Below are 23,367 nucleotides of genomic sequence, written 5' to 3'. Positions count from 1 at the left end.
ATACCGATTAAATATTTCATTATATAAAGCTTTTTTATATAAGCAAGTTATTTGTATTAATTTCTACGCCTTTAATCCAGCTTAAGTTAGATATTTCATAAATTACTTGAGGAGCAATTGAGTATGCACCTGGTAATAAGATGCTCACTTTATGTTTTTCGAGAAGAAGTTTTAGCATTATTTTGGTTCTGCCTTCATCTTTCAATATTGTGTTTAATTCCATAGCGGCTTTTTGCGAATCCGTGCACTCAGTGGTGAGAACTAATTCTTTTATTGTAGAAGTGATTCTTTTTGTAAACTCAGATATATTTTTGCCTGCCAATCTTGTTGTATTTTCCGAAGCTTCAAGATCAATTATCACAAATGTTCCTGGTGAAAATAAATCTCTTTTTTCTTCTATTATTTCATTATTATAGAATGCTATTTCAGAAACGTTATGGGGATCAGAAAGTGTGAGGATAACAAACCTTCCACGCTCTGAAGTTCTCATACGTGTATTTAATATTACCCCAGCAGTTTTTGCTGTTCTATTTTCTCCGATAAACCCAATATTTAACTTTTCCAGAAGAGTTCTAAATTTTTCAAGCGGATGATTAGTTAAATAAAATCCTAGTGAAAATAACTCATGTTCTAATTTTTCCTCTTCATCAAAATCTTCCACATTCTCAAGTTTCGGTTTGAGGACATCAAGACTACCAAACAAAGCAGCTTGACTTGATTCTCTATCCTGTTTGTTTTTATTTGCAAAGTAAATCAGCGTGTCCATTGACTCATATAGCTGCTTTCTGTTCTTATGCACGCTATCGAATGCTCCGGATTTAATCAGGCTTTCTAGCGCTCTCTTATTTATTGTATGACCTGAATTTTGAATGAATTCCCATATGTCCTTACAAGCGCTTGAACGTACGTTCACTATTCCTTCCGCTATAGAAAAACCAACATTCCTCAAGGCAGCAATACCATAACGTATGCGTTCATCCTCTATTGAAAATTCAGCTTGAGACTTGTTTATATCAGGTGGAAGAACGGTAACGCCACTAAACTTTGCTGCATGATAAAATAAATTCAGTTTATCTCTATCATCAATATTCAGATTCATTAGTGCTGTAAAAAATTCTAATGGATAATTAGCTTTAAGGTAAGCCGTTTGATAAGATATCACCGCATATGCTGCAGCATGAGATTTATTGAACCCATAACCAGCAAATTTTGCAACAAGGTCAAAAATATAACTTGCCCTGTCATAATCAACGCCATTCTTCGTTGCCCCTTGGATGAAAAGTTCACGTTGTTTATCCATCTCTTCCTTGATTTTCTTACCCATAGCACGTCTCAGCAGATCTGCTTCCGCTAAGCTATACCCGGAAAGAATACGGGCTATTTCCATCACTTGTTCTTGGTAAATTATTACCCCAAATGTCTCTTTTAATACTTCCTCGAGTAACGGATGAATATAATCTGGCTTTTCAAGTCCATGTTTTCTTGCAACATAAGTTGGAATGTTATCCATAGGTCCTGGACGATAAAGGGAGATTAAAGCGATGATGTCCTCGATGCAGTCTGGTTTTAACTTGATTAAAGCTTCTCTCATTCCCGAACTTTCAAGCTGGAACACTCCAATTGAATCACCGCTAGAGAGCATCTCATAGGTTTTTTGATCATTCAAAGAAACTAAAGAAATATCGATCTTTTTTTCATCACGATTAATTAAACGACACACATGATCTATTAGCGTTAGCGTACCAAGTCCAAGAAAATCAAATTTTATTAGCCCAGCTTTTTCCACATATTTCATGCTGTATTGAGTGATTGGCAGAGCCGAATTTGGATCGTAGTACACAGGAACAAAATTTTCCAACTTTTGATCACATATTACAATTCCAGCAGCATGAGTTGAAACGTGACGATATATTCCTTCGAGCTTAAGAGATATAGCAAGGAGCTTTGCAATTACTTCATCACTATCCCGTTCTTTCTGCAGATTTTGATCAAACTCTATCGCTTGCGATAAAGTTACAGGATTTACTGGATTAAATGGAACCATTTTAGATATTTTATCCACTTGAGAGTAAGGCATTTGTAATACTCTACCAACATCACGCAATACTGCCCTTGCTTGCAATTTACCAAAAGTGATTATTTGAGCAACATAACCGTACTTTTTCTGAACATAATCAATAACCAGGTCCCTTTTCTCTTGGCAGAAATCGATATCAAAGTCAGGCATCGATACACGATCAGGATTCAAAAATCTTTCAAATATTAGGCCAAACTTTATTGGATCAAGGTCTGTAATCTGCAAGCCCCAAGCAACAATTGATCCAGCACCAGAGCCTCTTCCTGGACCAACTGGAATGCCATTTGCTTTGCTCCAACGAATGAAATCAGAAACTATCAAAAAGTAGCCAGCGTAGTTCATCGAAGTTATCACACTCAGTTCGTAATTCAGCCGATCGTAGTATTGTTTAAGGTCTATGTCTGTCTCATTCGCAATACGGAATTCTAATCCTGCAACTGCCTGCTCCCTCAGTTCTTCATTCTCAGTTTTATTTTCTCGACAAGGAAATTTAGGCAAAATAGGCTGCCTGCTTCTTGGCATGTAAGAGCACCGCTTAGCTATCACTAAAGTGTTATGAATTGCTTCGGGAATGTCGCTGAACAGCTCCTCCATTTCTGCCACAGATTTGAAGTAATGCTCGGTAGTTAACTTCTTTCTGTTATTCTCCAGGGCATAACTCCCCTCCGATATACACGTTAATATATCATAAGCCTCATAGTCAGACCTATTTGGAAAAAATACATCGTTCGTTGCAACTAGTGGTATATTGCGCTGATAAGCAAAGTCTATCAAAGCTTCTTCAAGCTCTAGCTCTTTATTCAACCCATGACGCTGCAATTCAACATATAAATGACCATTGAATGCTGAAAGCAGTTTTTCAACCGTTTCTTTATCTTGCCCCAACAATAGTTGAGCCAAACATCCACCGGTTAAAGCGATCAGACCCGTACTTAAATTCAATAGCTCATCAAAATCAACGTAAGGAATATCGCTGTTATTCTTGCGCTTTCTAAAAGACTCACTCACCAAAGTGACTAAATTAGTATATCCTTGCTCATTTTTTGCAAGCAATAATATAGGTAAATTTTGTTCTGAATGTTTTACTATAATATTGCATCCTATTATTAGCTGTATTCCTCTACTTGCTGCATATTCTGCAAACTCAAGTGAACCAAATAAATTACCTGAATCAGTAATTGCAACCGCTGGCATTTTATTTCGCAAACAAAGGCCGATCAGCTCCTCAATTTTAACCGAGCTTTCAAGAAGCGAATAAACACTGTGAACACGTAAGTGTATGAACATAAGAAACTTTAGATCAACAAAAAAGGATAACATTAATTTACTCATGAGAACATAATTTTCATGAGAACAAAAGCCTATAAGATTTCTCAAATCTAAGGTTAAAATACAAAAAACTTACTTGACAAACTCCGCCAGCCCCCTTATCATGAAACTGAAGCTATTGTATTTGCTTTCGCCAATCTGCAGATTAAAAGGTAAGGATTACTTAATGTATCGGCGTCTTATGTTTAATTTTTTGCAGTATATAGATACTGTATGTCTTTACAAAACTTCATCTACATCTAGATTTTTATCTAAATAAGCTGAACGCGCTTATAAAGCGTTACAAGACATCAAAAAATGCCAATACTCGACAGAGATAGTAAAAGACTAGCTAACTCGGGGATTCTTTGTCTTTTTTTCTGCTTAGTAAATTTCTTAAACATTTGCAGCGTAGGTTAGTTGCAATTAAAAGCAGCTGAATTTCGCTTGTCAAGCGTTTAAAACATAAAAAACGCCAATATTTTAAAGCGGATAATAACCCCAGGGCTTCTTTTGCCTTTTTTTTCATTTGGTAAATTTCTTAATGTTTGTAGCTAAAAGAGCCCAAGAGAGGTGTCATTCCAGAGCTCCTTTTTTTGTCATCCAAGTAGCCTCCTATGGTGTCATCCCAGTGCCCAGACACTGGGATCCAGTTGAGCTATTTCAACAAAAATACTGCATTTTGAGATGAACGTTTATTTTCACCAGATTATTTACAAGTATAACAATTAAAGTCTGGATTCCAGTGTCAAGCACTGGAATGACACCGTCTTGGATGGAAACCAGTGTCGGCTACTCGGATGACATCATAGGGGCGCTGGAGTGACACCCTGACAATCGTCATCCCGCTACTTGTTAGCGGCTAAGAGATACCGCGAATGAATCGCGGTATAATGTAGGGATTGCATTAGCTATAATTCTTTAGTTTTCACTTTTCTTTTAACCTTGCAATGATATTTTCTTTGCCGATAAAAATTAATAATTTAGCGAGCTCTGGTCCTGTTTCTGTTCCTGTTAAAGCTGAACGCAACTGCGTAAATAGGTTTTTTGCCTTTATATCCACTGTTTGTCGAATGGCTTTGACCCACTCTGATAATGTGTTTTCATTATAATCGTCTTGAGGCAATGTATTGAGCGCGATTTTTATAAGCTCCTTATCAAGAATCACAGGCTCTATATCAGATTTGCATATTTTCCACCACTTAGCCACCTCAGAAAACCTTTCTATATTGTTCTTTATAAAATACCAAAACTCTGAGGAGTCCACTCCAATTTGATTTAAACGGTCTTGCACCATTTCAAATGGCATTTGTTGCAGCACTTTGCTGTTTAGCTTGTATACTTCACTCAAGCTGAATTGTGCAGATGCTGAGCTAAATTTTTTAATATCAAATGAGTCAATTAAAGACTGTATGTCAACATGAGCTTCTATCGGATCAGATGTTCCAAGTTTTGCTAAATAGCTAGTTAGCGCCATTGGTTCAGTCTCATCTTCTCTTATGGACTTGATATCCAGCCCGCCTTTCCGTTTCGATATCTTGCTATCATCAAAATGTAGCAGAGAAAGGTGAGCAAACATAGGAATTTTCGCTTTTAATGCTTTAATCATTTGGATCTGAACTGCGGTATTAGTTACATGATCTTCCCCGCGTACAATATGAGTTACATTAAAGTCAACATCATCGATAGCAGAAGGTAACATGTATGTGTAAATTCCATCTTCTCTTTTTACCACAGGGTCGCTGACGCTACTGGTTGCAATATTTATTTCACCTTTAACTTCATCATTCCATTTAACAACTTCATTTCTATCCAATTTAAATCTAAAATGTGGTCTTCTTCCTTCTTGCTCATAACGAATTTTCTCTTGCTCAGTTAGAAGTAACGCGCTTCTGTCATATACCGGGGGAAGTCCTTGTTTTAACTGCAATTTTCGTTTAATGTCTAACTCTTCTCTTGTTTCATAGCATGCATAAATATGCCCTTCTTTTATTAACTGCAAAAACACCTCATTGTAACGCTCAAAGCGCTCTGATTGCTTGAAACTTGCATCCCAATCTATGCCAATCCATTTCAAGTCTTGTATGATATCATTTATATATTTGACATCTGAACGCTGAAGGTCAGTATCATCAAAACGGAGTAAAAATTTTCCATTTTGATTGCGTGTGTACATCCAACAAACCAAAGCAGTTCGTACGTTTCCTACGTGGAGGTAGCCAGTTGGGCTTGGAGCGAATCTTGTTAGCATTTAAATAGCAATATTGTTTACTCTAATTTATTTTAATTTTATATAAACATATGGCTAAAGCAAGTGAGATCTGCTAATACAATTGAGCAAGAGAAGAATAAGTATGGCTATAGCATTGTGGCACCTTTGATATTTGATGGATTAAGACCATATGATAAATTCAAGAAAATTCACAGCTTGACGACAAAGGCTAATGTAGCATTATATTGGTATCATGACTAACTTAGAAAAGATGAGAGAAAAACTACAAGATCAAATAAATTATCATAATGTTTTATATCACCAAAAAAATAAGCCAGAAATAAGTGATGCTGAATATGATGAACTGAAGAAAAAGTTAGCTGAAATAAAGGCACAACTTCCAGAAGCTTATGCAACACAAGATAGTGTTGGTGCTTCACCTGATGAGAGGTTTTCTAAGGTGGAACATCAAGAACCTATGCTTTCCCTTGAGAATGCTTATGATGAACAAGGTGTAGAGAAATTTTTGTCTAAAATAAAGAGGTTTTTAATTGAGGACAAAATAGAGATATTATGTGAGCCAAAAATTGATGGGTTGTCGTTTTCTGCAATTTATGAGGATGGAAGATTTGTTAAAGCTGCAACTCGAGGCGACGGTTTTGTAGGAGAAGATGTCACTCACAATGTTGCAACAATAAAAGGCTTTCCTAAGTTTTTGCAAGGTGTGCAAGGAAGACTAGAAGTAAGAGGTGAAATATACATCAGTAACAGCGACTTTTTAAAGTTAAATGAAAACGATGAATTTGCCAATCCTCGAAATGCAGCCGCTGGTTCTCTAAAGCAATTGGATGCAAACATTACAGCAAGTAGACCACTTAGATATTTTGCTTATTCTTTAATTGGTGGGGCAGAGAAAAGTCAAAGTGAAATACTAAATAAGCTTGAGGCACTTGGTTTTTGCGTAAATGAGCATCAGTCCTTAACGAGTAGTTTGGATGGAATGCTGAAGTTCTATAACGAGATCTATAATTGTCGCTATAACTTGGATTATGATATTGATGGAATAGTCTATAAAGTAAATGATTTGGTACTACAAAATCGTCTAGGGAATACTCACAAAGCACCGCGCTCAGCACTTGCATACAAGTTTTCTGCGGTTTATGCAAAAACAAAGTTAAACAAGATATTTATACAGGTGGGCAGAACAGGGGTTTTAACTCCAGTTGCAGATTTAGTGCCAGTCAATGTTGGTGGGGTGCTAGTTAGTAGAGCAAGTCTGCATAACCAAGATGAGATAAAACGTAAAGACATAAGAGAGGGAGATATTGTAACAATCAAAAGAGCAGGGGATGTAATTCCCCAGATCGTTGAAGTAAGCAGAGATTCTCGTCTTCCAAATACACCTGAATTTGTGTTTCCTGAAGTATGCCCTGAATGTGGTAGTAAAGTACGTCAGGTTGAGGGAGAGGCGGCAGTAAGATGTCCTGAGGAATTTGCCTGTAAAGCTCAAATAATAGAAAAACTAAAGCATTTTGTATCGAAAGATGCATTTGACATTGTTGGCCTTGGTGATAAGCAGATAGAGTTTTTTTACGACCTTGGTCTGATAAAACAAATCCATGATATTTTTACTTTAGAAGAAAAATTGGATGAATTTAATCTGGAAGAACAGTCTGGTTGGGGCAAGAAATCAATAGCTCATTTATTAAATGCTATACAAAGCAGAAGGGTAATAACTCTAGATAGGTTTATATTTTCTTTAGGTATTAGATTTATTGGCCAAGTTGCAGCAGAATTGCTCGCAGATTATTATGTTTCTTATGATAATTGGTATAATTCGATGATTGAACTGTCATCAGATAATACTGAGCTAGTAGGTATAGACGGCATAGGAAAAAAAGTGGCTGAATCTTTGGAATCATTTTTTTCTAAGGAACATAACATCAAAATGTTAAATGATCTTACTGCTTGTCTTCAAATTCTTCCTGCGAGCTCCAACTCTAGTGACTCTGTTTTAAATAATAAAATTATAGTGTTTACTGGTAGGCTACTTGCTATGAGTAGAGGAGAGGCAAAAGTAAGAGCCAAAACTCTAGGAGCAAAGGTCAGCTCACATCTTTCTGCTAAAACTGACTACCTAATTGCAGGAGAAAAACCAGGATCCAAATATAAAAAGGCAGTGGAATTAGGTGTAGAAATTTTAGATGAAGACCAGTGGCATAAAGTGATAAGTTTGGGAGTGCTCAAATGACACTTGGATGTATCCGTTCAGGCAATGGCGTCAACTTAAGGACACATTTTAGATTTCTTTGTTGAAATAAAACAGAAACAAAAGTGCTGTTTATTGCACTCTTTGGATAATTTAATGATAAAAAATTTAGAGAGAAATTTTATACACTATCGCTGATATTTTTCCTTAAGTTGACGCCATTGCCTGAACAGATACAATCAATTTACTGACATTGGTATGGCTAAATTCGAAATGGCTACATGAATTTATCGTAAATTACTACCGCATAAGGTGCGATGCAACAAAGCCATCCCAGTGTCAAGCACTGCCGTCATAAAGGAACCAGTGTCAGCTACCTTCATGACGTCGTTTACTATGTGATATCGTACCATATTGCAGTGTTCGTACAGTTGTGGGTCAAGCCATAGGATGACAACAATGATTAACTTTCTCCAAATTTAGAATTATTTCGGTTGCTTTTTTTATCTCATCAACAGACGGCAAGTCTTCTGTGCTGAGCGGTAGGCGGACAGTTTGATGTTCTATAAGACCAATATCATGCAAAAGTGCTTTAGTAGGTATTGGGTTGCTGGCAATAAATAGTGCTTTGCAGGCTTGTTGCCAGATATCTGTTGAACTTTTCATGTCATTTTCTGTCATTTGAGCAGGTTTCCTTCTGGATTCCAGCGTCACGCGCTGGAATGACAGTGAAGAGAGTTCGTCGTTCAGACATTGCTTAACGTATTCATGCGCTACACGCGGCCAAACATTGGCAGCAACAGAAACCAGACCAGCCGCACCATAAGCGGCCATATCAGATATCATATTATCATCTCCGCAAAAGACCTCAATATTTGGTGCAACTTTCTTATACTGAGCTAAAGTATCAACGGTGCCACTGGAATCTTTGATAGCCCAAAATTTTTCATGGCTGGATAAGTTGCGTACAGTTTCAGCGTGGAGACTCACTCCTGCTCTTGATGGAATATTATAAAGCATAGCCGGCACATGTGCTCTTTCAAGTAGCTTTTCAAACCATAAAGTCTGCCCCATAATTCCGGGCTTTGCATAAATGGGAGTTGTCATTAGATAGCCGTGAATAGGCATACCCTTGCAAAAATCAAGCCATTCAAGAGCCTGATATAGATTCACCCCTGGTACGCCAATTATAATTTTTGTATTTAATTTTAGCTTACATACAAATTCAACTAACTCGCGTTTTTCAGAATCAGTAAGCGATAGGCTCTCACCTGTGCTACCCAGCAACACTACGCCATTTTCAGCTTTAACTTGCATTGTCAGTAAACGCTGCAAACTGCTATAATCTATGCTATCCCCATTGCAATTAAAAGGAGTAACACAAGCAGTCCATAAAAATGTAGATTTCAATTTAAATTGTTAAAATGGTATTTCATCGTCGAGTAGTTCATCTTTTATATCGTTGTCAAAACTTTCGTGTTTATCTTTTTGTTCTGTTTCACCTTGTTTGTATTCACTTGGCTTGTAATCAGAATTTGGCGCACTATTTCGTGAATCCAAGAGAGTAAGAGCGCTATTAAAATTATATAGAACCACCTCTGTTGTGTATCTTTCACCACCGTTTTGGTCAGTCCATTTTCTAGTTCTCAAAGAACCTTCAACATAAACTTTACTGCCTTTGCGTGCAAAATCTTTGACGATTTTTACTAATCCTTCACTAAAAATTACGATATTATGCCACTCTGTCTTTTCAGAGCGCATACCGGAAAGTTTGTCAGTCCAACTTTCAGACGTGGCTATTGAAAAACTTGCCATTTCTTTTCCATTTTGTGTAGTCCTAATTTCAGGATCTTTTCCTAAATTACCAACTAGTATGACTTTGTTTATGGTACCACCAGACATAATTATGCTCTAAATAAATCCTTTTATTATCTTATGTGAAAATACTATTGTCAAATTTAATTAAAAGTGCGCTTGGAGGGATTCGAACCCACGGCCTTTGCCTCCGGAGGGCAACGCTCTATCCAACTGAGCTACAAGCGCATATATATTTAAGTTATTTAATAGATAAGCCATCCAAGTCAAATTTTTGTTTTGGATAAAGCGTAAACATAATACTCCCATATCCAAAATATACATTTTGAGAATCATTCGCATGCTTTTTTATTGCTTTTTGATCTACGGTCCATACAAAAGTTACATAATTTTCAGTGACTGAGTGCACTTTTAAATCCTTGGTATTTATAAACAGTTTTCCATTTACCCATATTTTCCATGTATCGGGAGAAAGATATAAAATTGAGTCTAAACTCACTACCTTACAGTTGAAATTATCTGATACCTCCTCTTTTACAGCTCTTGAAGATCGTAAATTGAACTTTTCCATTTCATTGACCATTCTATTAACTGGCTCTTCATCAAAAAAAATGCTTTTTACGTTACTATATTGTGACAAAACGTCAAAGTCACTTTCCACTGCTTCTCTTATTATATCGTCCCGATCTGTATAGCTTAGTTTTTGATTGTTGATAAAGAAACACTCTTTTGCACGCAAATTTGCTATATCAATAAAATCGTCGATTTCTTGATTGCCAACTTTAAGAATACTTTCAAAATATCTTTTTTCTATCATCATTCCATACTGAGAATGATGACAAACCATTTCATCATTACCTTGTTTTTCTATATATACGCATAAATTTCCACTATTTAATCCTAATATTTTATGCTCAATAAAATCTTCATTGCCAATATATTGTCGGCAAGAATACTCCTTACAAATTTCTATGCTTTCTATGATATCTTCACAACTGCAATATGCATTAACATTGGAAATGAGTAGCGTAAAAATAAAAAACAGCTTTATGTTCATCACCTTATCTACTTAATATAGTATACCAATCAAAGACTATATTAGCTCTCACTATCTCTATCATATTACCATTCAAAATCTGATTCATAGTTGCAGCATCAATATTTCTCTGCTTATTTAAAATAAGAGATTTGATCATAACATAACCGGGCAGATTTGGAATAGACTGTAGAAATAAAAAAATATGCTTATCGCTGATTGAGCTTAAATTTAGGACCACTTCACTTTTTATTACTTTTGTGCGTTCACTTTTGTTGTGGAGCTCAACTTCTTCGGGTATAGAAATTGATATTTCAGGTTCTAATATATAGTACTTTTTATATAACTTGCTAAGCTCGAAATTTAAATTTGCAATGTATCTGCTACTATGTAAATTTGAAGAAGAAATTTTTTTCCATAAATCTAGGTTTTTATTTAGAACAACTTCCTTTTTTTGAATTCCAGTAATCTGTAAATTAATAGAACGTATTTTATCAATCGCAATTTGGTTTTTATTATAAATCTTTTCGTTATAGATAACAACATATGTTAATAACCCTATTAATCCAACAGATAATAACAAATACGATATAAACTGAATTGTAGCTTTTCTTTTTAATTGAGAGATAGTCATTAATCTACATTGCCTCTCCTATTTCAACATCAATAGATAGATTTTGCTCTTTAGCAGCAGGTAAGCTAGAAATATTAATGTCATAGGTACGAAAATTATCGTTTAAATTTTTTCGTAGTTTCTCGTATTGATGAGAAATATTTTTACCGGATTGAAAATTAAACTTTAAAGTTGTGGTAATATAACTTTTTGCCTCATTATAATTCCATTCAAATGATCGAAGCTCTATACCTGGTATTTTTAACTTTTCTACATACTTAACTTGTGTAAGAGGAGAGTATTCTATTTTTGATAAAATATTATTGATATTAATAAAATCATAAATTTCATCTATTTTTTTTACATTATAGCTTTGGCTAAGTTTTGTTAATTGGTTATTTAAGGTGTTCTGCTTTGCTGATAAATTATCAGCGACATTGAAATTTGAATACAAATTTAGCAAACAAAGGGTGTTTGTTATAACTAAAACCAGGGCGAAGTATAGAAAAATTCGAGGAGAGTTTAAATAAAGGTAATTGAATAGATAAAATTCTTTAGTTTCCTTTGTATTAAAAATAGCTGCTAATTTATTCTTAAAGCTATGAAACAAAATTATGGTATCGCAAAAGTTATCTTTTTCACTTATAGCTAGTTCTGCTCCTAATAGTTTGCCTAACTCATATGGAGTTAATATGTTCACACTGTTCTCTGAAAAATTTATGACTGATAAACTAGCTTTGATATCTTCTGACACTATGATACAAAGGTCGATAGGGTTATTTTTTTCAAACCCAAACTTAGTTAAGGATCGAATAGTATCTTGCACTTCCTGATATATTCCACCAGCGATAATTCCTGGTAAATTATCATTAGTAAATGATGTTAAGCGCGTAAATACCATTTTATTCTCTTTAAGAACCACTTGTCTATAGCCTCCCGTTTTAGTTGCAGCAACTATAATTTTCCAATTATTAGGATCTTTATGTAGAATCTTTTTTGTTATATTACTTATTTCTATAGGAAACATTAATATTCCCTTAAAGTTGGAGCCTATCTCAATAAACACATTCAACCAATATTCTACTAAATGCTTTGCTTTTGATGAAACAAGAAGATAGCACCAGTTTTGATTGAATTTGTTTGGCTTCTCAACCAAAAAAACTGAACTTATGTCATTATTACGAGAAAAATGCTCCATCTTTGTTTTTGCTGATAGATAGGCACTAATCTTGTTTGCCCTTGTAATAAACTGTAGCGAGTAATTTTGATCTGCATGATTAAGCACCAGGTATAAAGGTGCTTTTTTATCTGACGAAAGACATGAAATTAAATCGGAAACTGCTTTATCGTTTTTGCCCTTAACAAAATACCTTTTATTTAAAGTATTATTTTTAAAATATAGTAACATTATGCCTTCTTCTCCAATAGAAAGCATAAACTTACTTTTGGATTTTGAACTAAACATATTAACAAAGCATATACTTATCTAGAATTAAAAAGGCAATTTATTGAAATTCATTAAACGTTAGAGGGAAATATTGTTATAAATTTTCGCAGCAACATTATTTATATTATAATTTTTTTATAAAATTACCACTAATATTAAGTTATTTAGATAACAAATTAAGAAAATTCATTAAGACGAATTTGTTGTTTTTCAAATTGTAGGTAAACCTAAGCCACTTTAGCTATATCTGCCGATTGACTTTAATTAATAAGAGTTATTAATCTATTTACTATTCTTGTAATATTATTTCTAATAGTAAAGAAATATATATTTTTCTGGAACAGTTGTTATTTCAGATACAGAATTTATTGTAAGTAAACTAACCATTTGCTGAAGAGCGCTCATCTTCTGTGGTACTTGATGATGGAGCAACTAATTTGCTCAAAATCTCATCTTTTGGTCCCATAGCGTAAATGACACCATCTGACATGAGGATCACCTTATCAACTACGGACAATAACGGTAGCTTGTGAGTGATGATAACAGTAGTAGTATTTTGTTTTCTTGCAATGCCAATTGCATTAATTAAGCATGCCTCTCCATTGCTATCTAAGTTAGCGTTTGGTTCATCAAGTACTAAAAGTTTTGTGTGACCATAAAAAGCTCTGGCAAGTCCAAGAAGCTGTTTTTGGCCGCCAGAGAGCGTTACTCCTCCAGGACCTCCTATTGTTGTATCATATCCATTTGGTAAGCTTAGTATTAGTTCATGTATTCCTGCAATTTTTGCTGCTTTGATTATTTCTTCAGGATTTGGATCTGGCCTCATGCGAGCAATATTAGCTTTGACACTAGTGTTAAATAACTCAATATCCTGAGGTAAGTAGCCAACATAATTACCAAAATTTTCTCGATTCCAAGTATATACATCAGCGCCATCTAGTCTGACTACACCAGATATTGGCTTCCATACACCAACAGTTAATTTTGCGATAGTGGATTTACCAGAAGCACTTGCACCAATAACACCAACTACATCTCCAGGATCTATAATGAATGATATTCCTTTTACTGTCGGCTTATTGCTTCCATAAGGAGTAAAAAATACTCTATCAAATTCCAATTTTCCTTCAGGTTCTGGTAGAGCCATCGTTTGCTCTCTTTTTGGCGATGTTAATATAAGTCTTTGTAGCCTTCCATATGACATTCTAGCCTGATTTAAAAACTTCCAAGTATGAACCGCAGCATCAAATGGTGCTAATACTCTACCCATTAAAATTGAAGCAGCGATGATGCTACCGGCAGTCTTATGAGCTGTGATTGCAAGTAATGCACCTGTTCCAATCACTGATATTTGCAGAGTTGAGCGCAAAAATTTAGTGATTCCAGTAATTACATTAGAGCGATTTTGTGCTTTAATTTGCATTGCTCGGTTCTGATCATTTCGTTTACACCAATCAGAGACTATGAATTCTGACATGCCCATAGCTTCAACCACTTCTGCATTTCTTGTTGCAACATCTATAGCATTGATATTCCGTATAGTTTCTTCGTTGGTTTCTTGTAATATTCGTTTAGTGGCAAGTTCATTCCATATTGCCATAGAGACTAATATGATGATTCCAGTAATAGCTATGAACCCCGTGGAGGTATGTATCATGAAAATCACAACAAGGTAAATTAACGACCATGGAGTATCAAACAGTGAGAATATGCCATTTCCTGTAATGAAATTTTTTATCACTCCGAGATCTCGTATTGCTTCACCACTTGAAGTTGAGCTCTGCACTGATGTTAATCTAATTGACCTTACTATCAAATCTGGTGTTGCAGTTTTATCGATCCAATCACCTATTTTCGCCATGGCTAAATATCGACAAGTTTCAAGCATTGCAGAACATGCAAATGCAGATAAAGTGATAATTGTCAGCATAGTTAGTGTTGATACACTTTCGCTCGATATCACCCGATCAAGCACTTGAGAGGTATAAAGTGGTAGGAATAACATTAATAAATTGATTCCCGCACTAAACCAAAAGATAAACCAAAATGCACTTTTGCATTTTTCTAGGCAAATATATAGAGTACTTTGCTTCAATTCTTTTTTTATTGATGGCGTAATTTCCACAATCTTCCTCTTAATTTGATTACATGCACCATATACAATTTTTATTACAAAAATATTAATAACGGTAGTTAGCTTACTTTAAGTGAGTAAAATATTAATATATGTGAATAGGAAATATAAACAATGGTAAAAAGAAGTATAGTTGATATTTCCTTCGTTGCCTATAGCGAAGCTACGTCATACCGCGATTCATTCTATAGCTGTACGAACATTCATTTTTGAAGGTAAACTGCACAGCAAATGGTGTCATGAAAGTAGCTGACACTGGGATGGCTTTGTTGCATCGCTACTTATGAAAGGCTAACTATAATTAGGATTATAAGCAACTTATTGAAAATCTTGTTTTTTTGCAATCAATCTGATCAAATTTAAGAATAGTAATTTGTTATTTATATTAATAAATTTAATTCTATTGAAAATAGCTAAAGCATTGAAATTCTTGAATTTTAGCCGGATTAGTGAGTGATAGTGAAATTTCTTTTACTCAAATTTAGGTATTCACTGACCGTTCTTGTTGTAAATACCAGAATAATAAGCTACTGATATTCTCCACCTTTTTTATCTTTAATCCATCATAGCTAGCGATGCAACAAAGCCCACCGATTCATTCTACTGCAACGCAGAAAATTCGTACAATTGTGCATAATGTGGGGCTTCTGGCTACATTTTTCTATTGAACTCACCTTTTCTCTATGTGACAGATTTCGTATTAAATTTTAAATTTAATGCGCCTAGATATACAAGCATTCCTAGCAAAACCATAGGTATAGAAAGCAACTGCCCCATAGTTAAATCAAGCCACAAATAGCCAATTTGATAGTCTGGTTCGCGAAAAAACTCAACGAAAAAACGTGCTATTCCATACCACATAACTGCAATACCAGTTAACGCACCGTGATACAGTCTTATTCTAGTTAAGAAAAACAGTGAATTTGCAACTGCAAAAAGTAGCAGTCCTTCAAAAAGTGCCTCATAAAGCTGGCTTGGATGACGCAGCAAATTATCACCACTCTCTGGAAATACCATACCCCATGGCATAGTTGTAACTCTGCCAAATAACTCTCCGTTTATAAAATTGCCTATGCGACCTAAAAATAAACCTATGGGAACTCCGCAAGAAATTAGGTCCAGTGCATAAAATATAGGAATGTTATGTCTTTTACACGAAATTATTACTGCAAGCAAAACTCCTATAGCACCACCATGAAATGACATCCCTCCTTCCCAGGTCTTCAATATCTCAATAGGGTTGCTTATATAAAGAACTGGATCATATATCAATACGTAGCCAAGTCTACCTCCAAGGATAATACCTACAATAGTGGCTGTTAATAACGAATCGTAAAAATTCTTAGTAAATATTTTTTGGTCATCTAGCCTATGTAAATACCAATATGCAAACACTATACCCAAAACGTAGGCTAAGGAATACCAATATATAGAAACAGGACCGATGCTGAAAATTACTGGATTTAAAGACATATTTTGCTATAAATTATTCTTAGACAATCTACTTTTTTCACGATCCCACTCTCTCTGTTTTATGGTTGCTCTCTTATCGTAGAGTTTTTTTCCTTTTACAATGGCAATTTTAGTTTTTGCCAATCCTTTATCGTTAAAATAGACCAAAAGCGGCACAACAGTTATCCCAGCAGTCTTGATTTGACCAATTAGTTTATTTATCTCCTTTTTATGCAAGAGTAATTTACGTTCCCTTTTTGGTTTATGATTTTTTCGGTTCGCAGCTTTATATTCTGCAATATGCATATTGTGCAGCCATACTTCGCTATTCTTTTCAACAACGTAGGCGTCGGAAATATTTACTTTTCTTTCTCTTAGCGATTTAACTTCACTGCTTAATAAGACCATACCCGCTTCAAATTCTTCTAAGATGAAATATTCAAACCTTGCTTTCCTATTTTCTGCAATAACTTCCATATCTAAAGATATCTTTAAGCTTCAATATATTACAGAGTTTTTGACTTAATTCATAATAAAACAGTTATCCCAATAAATATAAGGTGCCAGGCTAGTCTGATAGCAACAGGATAACAAAAATCAAGTAAGTGCTTTTTCTGTCTCTCTAGGCACAAGTTCCTTTACTTCTTTCATTTCAGTTTTAGGCTTTGACATTATATATTGACCAGCACCAACTATGAGCGCAGATCCTGCAGCTAGTCCAATTATTGCTGGTACGGATAGGGCAGTAGCAAATGCAAGTGCAACACCAACTATCACTGCAGTTACAAAACACACAATAACACCTTTTACAATTGCATTTTTTGCAGACTGTTCTTTTTCTTTCATAATTGCATTTTTTCCAACCTGTTTTTCTTCCTTTTTCTCTGGAAGCTGCATTGCATCTTTATTTTCAGTAAGATCCTTTGGCGTTTTTTTATTCTCATTTTTTAACGTTTGCTTTTTTTCCGCTTCCTCTAAAAGCTGAACTATACCTTGATCTTTAGTAAGGTCTCTTGGCGTTTTTTCATCAACATTTTTTAATGAAGAGTCTGCTCCAGCTTCTAGCAGAGCTTCCACCACTTTTCTCTTGCCATTTTCAGCAGCAAGATGTAAAGGAGTACGTTTATCACCTTTGTTTGCATTAACCTCTGCTCCTTTTGCGATTAGAGTTTTTACTACATCTTCGTGGCCATTTTTAGCAGCAAGATGTAAAGAAGTACGTCTATCAACATTTTTTGCATTAACCTTTGCTCCTTTTGCGATTAGAGTTTTTACTACATCTTCGTGGCCATTTTCAGCAGCAACATGCAAAGGAGTCCATCTATCAGCATCCTTTATATTAACATCTGCTTTCTCAACTAGAATTTTTACTACCTCTATGTGGTTCCCTTCAGCAGCAAGATGTAAAGGTGTATATCTATCATCATCTTTTGCATTAACATTTGCTTTGTTTGCAATTAGAGTTTCTACTACATCCTTATGGCCCTTTGCAGCAGCAAGATGTAAAGGAGTCTTGTACTCAATACCTTCTGCATTAACATTTGCTCCTTTTGCAATGAGAGTTTTTACTACATCTTCGCAGCCCTCTCTGGCAGCAAGATGTAAAGGAGTACATCCATCATCATCTTTTGCATTAACGTTTACTCCTTTATTTAATAGGTTTTTCACCTCCTCCTCCTCATTATTATGTTTAACAGCTGAAGGCAAAGCTTTGATGTTCTCTTGTGCCTTTAATAGAGCTTTTTTTATCGCTTCATGGCCTTTTCGAGCAAGCATTAAAGGAGTACGTCCATCATTATCTTTCGCACTAACATCTGCTCCTTTTGCAATGAGAATTTCTACTATATCTTCGCGGCCCTTTGCAACAGCAAGATGTAAAGGAGTATACCCATCACTATTTTTTGCATCAACGTCGATTCCTTTTGCTTTTGATAGAACTTGTACTATCTCTTTGTGGCCATTTGTAATAGCAAGATGTAAAGGAGCCCATCCTTTATCATTTTTTGCATTAACATCTGCTCCTTTTCCAATTAGAGTGTTTACTACATTTTCGTGGTTCTTTTCAACAGCAAAATGTAAAGAAGTCCATCCATCACCATTTTTTGCATCAACAATTGCTCCTTTTCCAGTTAGAATGGTTACTACATCTTCGTGGCCATAGTGAGCAGCAATATGTAAAGGAGTAATTTTATTATCATGTTCTGCATTAATATCTGCCCCGTTTTCAATCAGAGCTTTTGCTACATTTGCACAGTTCCAATAAGAAGCAAGATGTAACAATTTGACTTTCTTAGAATTTTGACCACAAGATATAGTAAATATGTAATTTATGCCAGACCCACTATCGTTGTCAGGTTTACTCTTTTCCCACTCTTGACATAAATCTGGATCTTCTTCTTGTAACTTAGCTTTTATTTTTTCAACTATATTGTCCTTGCTCAAATCTGAAAGGTCATTTATTTTTTTTAATATTTCCATAAATTTGTCATATTTCATAACTTCCTCACTTAAAATACATAACTTAGTTGTTATATCTTTTAACATAGAAGTCAAGAACCTAAATATTCGTTATTATCTTTCCTTAAAGAGTCATTTAAGTTATATTACAGACTATGAAAAACCTCAACTTTAGGAAGGAAATCAAATTTTTTTCTCTGTCGTTTATAACTTTATTTGTTTTATGGACTGTATTGTCTGGTTATTTTGAGCCGTTTTTTATTTTTTGTGGAGTGTTTTCCTCTATATTCACATTGTTTATCTTTAGACGGTTGATAAACGCTGAAAGCGCTCTTAGTCAGATTTTAAATGGTACGAGTAGACTGTCGTTTTATAAGTTCGGAAGTTATATACCGTGGTTAATGTACCAAATCATTTTATCAAGTGTTTATGTAACAAAAAAGGTGCTACAACTCAAATCTAAGCTTGAACCGATCATTATCCTAAGAAAATGCAAAGGGCATAATGATGAAAGCATTGCATTATTTGCTAGTTCAGTTACAATCACTCCTGGAACTTTAATTATCAATGTTGAAAGCAAGCAAAAAACGTATTTGTCTACCATATGCTTGATAGATAAAAACCTTGAAAGCGGCGTTTCTGAAATAGAAAATAAAATCTTAAAAATACTACGTTCAGTTAAGTAATTGCTTTAAATAAGTTAACAGCATCCTTATATTCCCTTACAAGACTTTCAAGCATTTCTTTTGGAAGGCTATTGTTAACAATAGAACATAAATAATTATATAAATCTTCTAACCTTAATATGTTATTTCTCTTCTTGCTGTTAAATTTATACGGAAAAATACCTTCCATAACTTCAATAGTAGTAGCCTTGTTTAAAAATACATTTTCACTTGTCACGCTTATTCTTGCTAAAACAGTGTTAATTTCAGGTTCGTCACTCGTATAAAAATCTGATAGCTGAGTTATTCTAATAACGTACAAAGTTACTATTTTTGACAAGCAATTATCAGCATATTCACAATTTTTTATTACCTCCCACTGAGTAACCTGAGATTTACCTATTTTTGCATTGTTCGGTAATTTACTCATTGAACTTTCTCCATTTAATTCAGTGTAATAAATTATACTAATACTTTGTTAAATAAATAATAACGCGATTACAAAAATATATACTTATAGTAGTATATTATACAAAAATAGCACAATATCTAAGCATTAAAGCTAGTTTAAGCTGGGTACATGGGGCTATTCGTTATTTTTGTGTTGTCCAATGAGGTCCAAAATTAGAGGTCCACTGATAAAAGAGTTTAGTTTACCTTCTTTGCTATAAAATAAGTTTTCCTTTTGAGCTGTTTTGTTAGTATTAACTAAATCCTAAACTAACTGTGCTATAATGAAAAAGATAAAACTCGGAATACTAATTTCAGGTAGGGGGTCAAATATGCAGGCCTTGATAGAAGCATGTCAAGATCAGAATTTTCCCGCAGAAGTTGCATGTGTTATCACAAATAATAGTGAAGCTACTGGTCTGAAAGCAGCAGGGCAAGCAGGAATCCCAGCGTTTGTTGTTAAAGATAAACCACTTGATGCTAATAAAATTCACAAAATACTTGTTCAACATAAGGTTGATTTAATTTGCCTTGCAGGGTTTATGAGAATTCTCAAAGCTGATTTTCTGAGTAAATGGCATAACAAGGTGATAAATATTCATCCTTCTTTACTTCCGTCTTTTAAAGGCCTAAACGCTCAAGAGCAAGCTCTAAAAGCAGGTGTAAAAATTACAGGTTGTACTGTACATTATGTCACTCCTGAGGTTGATGCTGGAGCCATGATTGCTCAAGTTGCTGTGCCAGTGCTACCGAATGATGATGTTCAAAGCCTCTCAGAACGCATTCTAGCTGAGGAGCATAAGTGTTATGTAGAAGCAGTAAGATCAATAGCAGAAAGTATTAATTATTGATCTTAAGTGTTTCTTCCAACTTCAACAAAAAATAAATTTTCAGGTTCCAGTAAAGAACTTGCCAGTTCGTTTACTTCCTCTAATTTAACATCATTAATGACATTCGCATAATTATTTATACGGTTAACATCACGATCATTTATCTGCATATCATCGAGCAGCATTGCTGTATTTGTGTTATTGGACAGGCGAAGGACAAGATTATTTACCAAGCCAATTTTTACATCCTTGAACAATTGTTCGTCAATTCCTTCCTTTTTTATTCTGCTCAATGTATCTTTTACCGCTGATATAGCTTTGCCAGCAGTAGAACTATCAGTATTCATAAATCCAAATATAATATTTCCATGTTTATTGGGAATAATACTTGCATAAACACCATAAGTAATACCCAAGTTTTGCCTCAGTTCTGTCATTAATATTGAATTCAGCCTCATGCCACCAAGTGCATCAATTAAGACACCAGCGTTATAATAATTAGGATCTTCATAAGTTATACCTTTTTGAGCAAAAAGTATCACACTCTGTGGTATATCCATAAAAATATTCTTACTTTCTGCAGGACCAAAATCATTTTTCACAGGTATTTTTCTAACTTTCGATCTTTTTGATGGCAATTTAGATAAATATTTATCTAATAGCGTAATAATTTCTTCTTTCTTTACACAACCAACAACACTGATAACGATGTTATCTTTAGCAAAATTACGCTTTATGTATGTTAAAACATCGTCTCTAGTAATGGTCATTACAGTGTCAAGAGTTCCATATTCACTTTTTGAGTAAGGATGCTTTTTAAATAGCAACGTTTCCAATTCCCTTTTGGCAACAAAGCCAGGATCTTTTTCAAGATGATTAAAATTCACTTTAGCAACCTCTAATACCCTATGCAACCCTTCAGGGTCAACCTTAGGACGCATTATAGTATCGCTCAGTAACGAAATTGCATCCTATAGATTGTCAGACAAAGTATTTAATGAAACCCTAAATGCTTCTAAATCAGCAATAAAATTTAAACTAATCCCTTTATCTTCAAGCTTTTTCGCAAAATCTTTGGCATCATTTTTTCCTGCCCCTTCTTGAATTATAAGAGAAGTAAACCAGGTAAGTCCCTGTTTTTCTGCATTCTCATACACGTAACCTGCATCTTTGAACGATATATTGAGTGAAACTTTTGGCAAATCATGATTTTCTACAAATAAAAACTTAAATCCTTTACGGGTGGTGACCTCCTCTATATTTAGGTTACCACTTGCTTGTAAATTAAAGCCTAGACAGAAAAAAAATAGAAATATAATTTTACTTATTCTCATTATTATCTCCTTTTGGTAATAAACGACCAATTAACTTATTAGCAGAAAAAATAGCACGGATTTTATTATTTACATCCTCTAGATTGACATCATTAATCTTGCTATATGAAATATCTATTTCATCAAGTGGAATGCCAAGTGCTAGGTGCGGCACATAAAACATTGCTATATGAGTTAAGTCAGATAGATTATCAAACTGTGCTGCTTTGTATCTATATTTTGAGCTTTGTAATTCCTCGCTCGTCACCCCTTTAGATACGAAGCCATTAATAGTATTATCTAACTCTCTTTCAACAATATCTAAATTAGCGCCACTTTTTGGAATTATCATAATATCAATGTAGCCATCACTAAAAGCTAGGCTATTATAATAAGCAAACACTGATACTGCCACATCTTTATCTAAAACCAAATCTTTATACAGTTTGCTGGATTTGCCGCCACCTAAAATGTCAACCGCTAAATGAGCAGCGGAAGCTTTGTTTATATGCTCAAATAAGGGTACACGATAACGAAAATATAAAACTGGTTCTTTTACTTCAGTGCTTTCTAAGGTCACCGATAGACCTGCGTTATGTACTGGGTCCTGATTAGGGTAATGCCTAATTATAAGCTTAGCTTTAATTTCGCCATACTTTTCTTCTGCTAATTTCACTACTTCATCAAGTTCCACATCACCCACAATCAGTAATATTGCATTGCCGGGGTGATAATAGTTATCATGAAACCTCGTTATGTCATCCTGATTGTAAGTTTTGATATCGCTCTCCCAGCCAATAACAGATCTACCATAGCCAGTACGATAAAATGCACTATCCATTTCTTCCCACAACAAGTTATGAGGTTGGTTATCAAATCTCATTTTTCTTTCTTCCAGTACAATGTTTTTTTCTCTATCTATTTTGTCTTGAGTAACATTAAAGTTTCCCATTCTATCTGCTTCAACTTCCATTGCCAGTGGTAAATCTTTTTTGGGGACCAACTCATAATAACAGGTATATTCTTTAGTGGTAAGCGCGTTAAATTTAGCCCCAATGCTACTCATAGTGGCTTCTATGTCTTTAAACTTTCCTGTAGTTTTAAACATTAAGTGTTCAAAGTAGTGAGCCAATCCTGCTTTGCCGATTGGATCATCCATTCCCCCAACTTTATATATTACTGCATGTAAAACAGATGGAATCCGATGATTAGGAACAACATAGACATCTAGTCCGTTACTGAGTTTAGCATATTTTATGTTGTGCTCTATGCTCAAAGCCTTCAAAGAAATTGGGTAAGTAAAAAAAAGTGCAGGTAGTATAAGAAAACTAAAAAGCTTATGAAGCATT

The 23,367-nt window shown here is 34.7% G+C and carries 17 protein-coding genes, 1 tRNA gene and 1 pseudogene; 4 read left to right on the top strand and 15 right to left on the bottom strand.

The window, feature by feature from the left end; translation table 11 throughout:
• Positions 1–34: 34 nt before the first annotated feature.
• Complete coding sequence (gene dnaE / locus AAGD70_RS06035) at positions 35–3,364, bottom strand: DNA polymerase III subunit alpha (RefSeq protein WP_065095296.1); 3,330 nt, start codon at positions 3,362–3,364, stop codon at positions 35–37.
• Positions 3,365–3,929: 565 nt separating this feature from the next.
• Between dnaE and AAGD70_RS06030 the strand changes: the two genes are divergently transcribed.
• Entirely contained in the window at positions 3,930–4,076 is a 147-nt protein-coding gene (locus tag AAGD70_RS06030; protein ID WP_156518127.1) for a hypothetical protein, read from the top strand.
• Positions 4,077–4,313: 237 nt separating this feature from the next.
• Here AAGD70_RS06030 and gltX read toward each other — a convergent pair whose 3' ends face one another.
• Positions 4,314–5,636, bottom strand: a complete 1,323-nt coding sequence (gene gltX / locus AAGD70_RS06025; RefSeq protein ID WP_065094803.1) for a glutamate--tRNA ligase — start codon at positions 5,634–5,636, stop codon at positions 4,314–4,316.
• A gap of 214 nt (positions 5,637–5,850) precedes the next feature.
• On the opposite strand from gltX, the gene ligA reads away from it, so the two are divergent.
• A complete protein-coding gene (gene ligA / locus AAGD70_RS06020; protein WP_065094802.1) occupies positions 5,851–7,848 on the top strand; it encodes an NAD-dependent DNA ligase LigA in 1,998 nt (665 codons plus the stop codon).
• A gap of 396 nt (positions 7,849–8,244) precedes the next feature.
• Here the strand turns inward: ligA and dapA are convergent, their stop codons facing one another.
• The 10 genes from dapA to AAGD70_RS05970 all read right to left on the bottom strand — a co-directional run bounded on the left by dapA (position 8,245) and on the right by AAGD70_RS05970 (position 18,799).
• A complete protein-coding gene (gene dapA / locus AAGD70_RS06015; RefSeq protein ID WP_065094801.1) occupies positions 8,245–9,216 on the bottom strand; it encodes a 4-hydroxy-tetrahydrodipicolinate synthase in 972 nt (323 codons plus the stop codon).
• A 9-nt stretch (positions 9,217–9,225) separates the two neighbouring features.
• On the bottom strand, positions 9,226–9,708 hold the full coding sequence (ssb, locus tag AAGD70_RS06010) for a single-stranded DNA-binding protein (RefSeq protein WP_010082448.1): 483 nt from the start codon (positions 9,706–9,708) through the stop codon (positions 9,226–9,228).
• A gap of 67 nt (positions 9,709–9,775) precedes the next feature.
• Positions 9,776–9,849, bottom strand: a tRNA-Arg gene (locus tag AAGD70_RS06005).
• A gap of 13 nt (positions 9,850–9,862) precedes the next feature.
• Positions 9,863–10,678 carry a hypothetical protein gene (locus AAGD70_RS06000; protein WP_065094808.1) on the bottom strand — a complete coding sequence of 272 codons (816 nt, stop codon included), beginning with the start codon at positions 10,676–10,678 and terminating at the stop codon, positions 9,863–9,865.
• Between the two features lie 4 nt (positions 10,679–10,682).
• On the bottom strand, positions 10,683–11,291 hold the full coding sequence (locus tag AAGD70_RS05995; protein ID WP_065094800.1) for a hypothetical protein: 609 nt from the start codon (positions 11,289–11,291) through the stop codon (positions 10,683–10,685).
• Positions 11,292–11,295: 4 nt separating this feature from the next.
• Positions 11,296–12,735 carry a hypothetical protein gene (locus tag AAGD70_RS05990; RefSeq protein ID WP_015589193.1) on the bottom strand — a complete coding sequence of 480 codons (1,440 nt, stop codon included), beginning with the start codon at positions 12,733–12,735 and terminating at the stop codon, positions 11,296–11,298.
• A 361-nt stretch (positions 12,736–13,096) separates the two neighbouring features.
• Entirely contained in the window at positions 13,097–14,842 is a 1,746-nt protein-coding gene (locus AAGD70_RS05985) for a type I secretion system permease/ATPase (RefSeq protein ID WP_065094799.1), read from the bottom strand.
• A 690-nt stretch (positions 14,843–15,532) separates the two neighbouring features.
• A complete protein-coding gene (gene lgt, locus AAGD70_RS05980; protein ID WP_065094568.1) occupies positions 15,533–16,324 on the bottom strand; it encodes a prolipoprotein diacylglyceryl transferase in 792 nt (263 codons plus the stop codon).
• Between the two features lie 6 nt (positions 16,325–16,330).
• Positions 16,331–16,780, bottom strand: a complete 450-nt coding sequence (gene smpB / locus AAGD70_RS05975) for an SsrA-binding protein SmpB (RefSeq protein WP_065094569.1) — start codon at positions 16,778–16,780, stop codon at positions 16,331–16,333.
• Positions 16,781–16,900: 120 nt separating this feature from the next.
• The gene (locus AAGD70_RS05970) at positions 16,901–18,799 is read right to left on the bottom strand and encodes an ankyrin repeat domain-containing protein (RefSeq protein WP_341814075.1); all 1,899 of its coding nucleotides are present in this window, start codon (positions 18,797–18,799) and stop codon (positions 16,901–16,903) included.
• 116 nt (positions 18,800–18,915) lie between these two features.
• Here AAGD70_RS05970 and AAGD70_RS05965 point away from each other — a divergent pair, with 116 nt between their 5' ends.
• Complete coding sequence (locus AAGD70_RS05965) at positions 18,916–19,446, top strand: Na+/H+ antiporter subunit E (protein ID WP_065094571.1); 531 nt, start codon at positions 18,916–18,918, stop codon at positions 19,444–19,446.
• Here the strand turns inward: AAGD70_RS05965 and AAGD70_RS05960 are convergent.
• On the bottom strand, positions 19,439–19,855 hold the full coding sequence (locus AAGD70_RS05960) for a hypothetical protein (RefSeq protein WP_006279382.1): 417 nt from the start codon (positions 19,853–19,855) through the stop codon (positions 19,439–19,441). The genes AAGD70_RS05965 and AAGD70_RS05960 overlap by 8 nt on opposite strands.
• A gap of 304 nt (positions 19,856–20,159) precedes the next feature.
• Between AAGD70_RS05960 and purN the strand changes: the two genes are divergently transcribed.
• On the top strand, positions 20,160–20,726 hold the full coding sequence (purN, locus tag AAGD70_RS05955) for a phosphoribosylglycinamide formyltransferase (RefSeq protein WP_065094572.1): 567 nt from the start codon (positions 20,160–20,162) through the stop codon (positions 20,724–20,726).
• A gap of 2 nt (positions 20,727–20,728) precedes the next feature.
• Here the strand turns inward: purN and AAGD70_RS05950 are convergent.
• Positions 20,729–22,039: pseudogene (locus AAGD70_RS05950) on the bottom strand (M16 family metallopeptidase).
• Positions 22,026–23,366: a M16 family metallopeptidase gene (locus tag AAGD70_RS05945; protein WP_065095303.1), complete on the bottom strand. Its 1,341-nt coding sequence runs from the start codon at positions 23,364–23,366 to the stop codon at positions 22,026–22,028. The pseudogene AAGD70_RS05950 and the gene AAGD70_RS05945 overlap by 14 nt, the downstream one beginning before the upstream one ends.
• Position 23,367: the final 1 nt, after the last annotated feature.

It is taken from the genome of Wolbachia endosymbiont (group A) of Nomada flava (assembly GCF_964027055.1).
GTDB classification, from domain to species: Bacteria; Pseudomonadota; Alphaproteobacteria; order Rickettsiales; family Anaplasmataceae; genus Wolbachia; species Wolbachia pipientis.
Note: the sequence above shows the minus strand (reverse complement) of the source record. Positions and strands in the feature narration are given on the sequence as shown.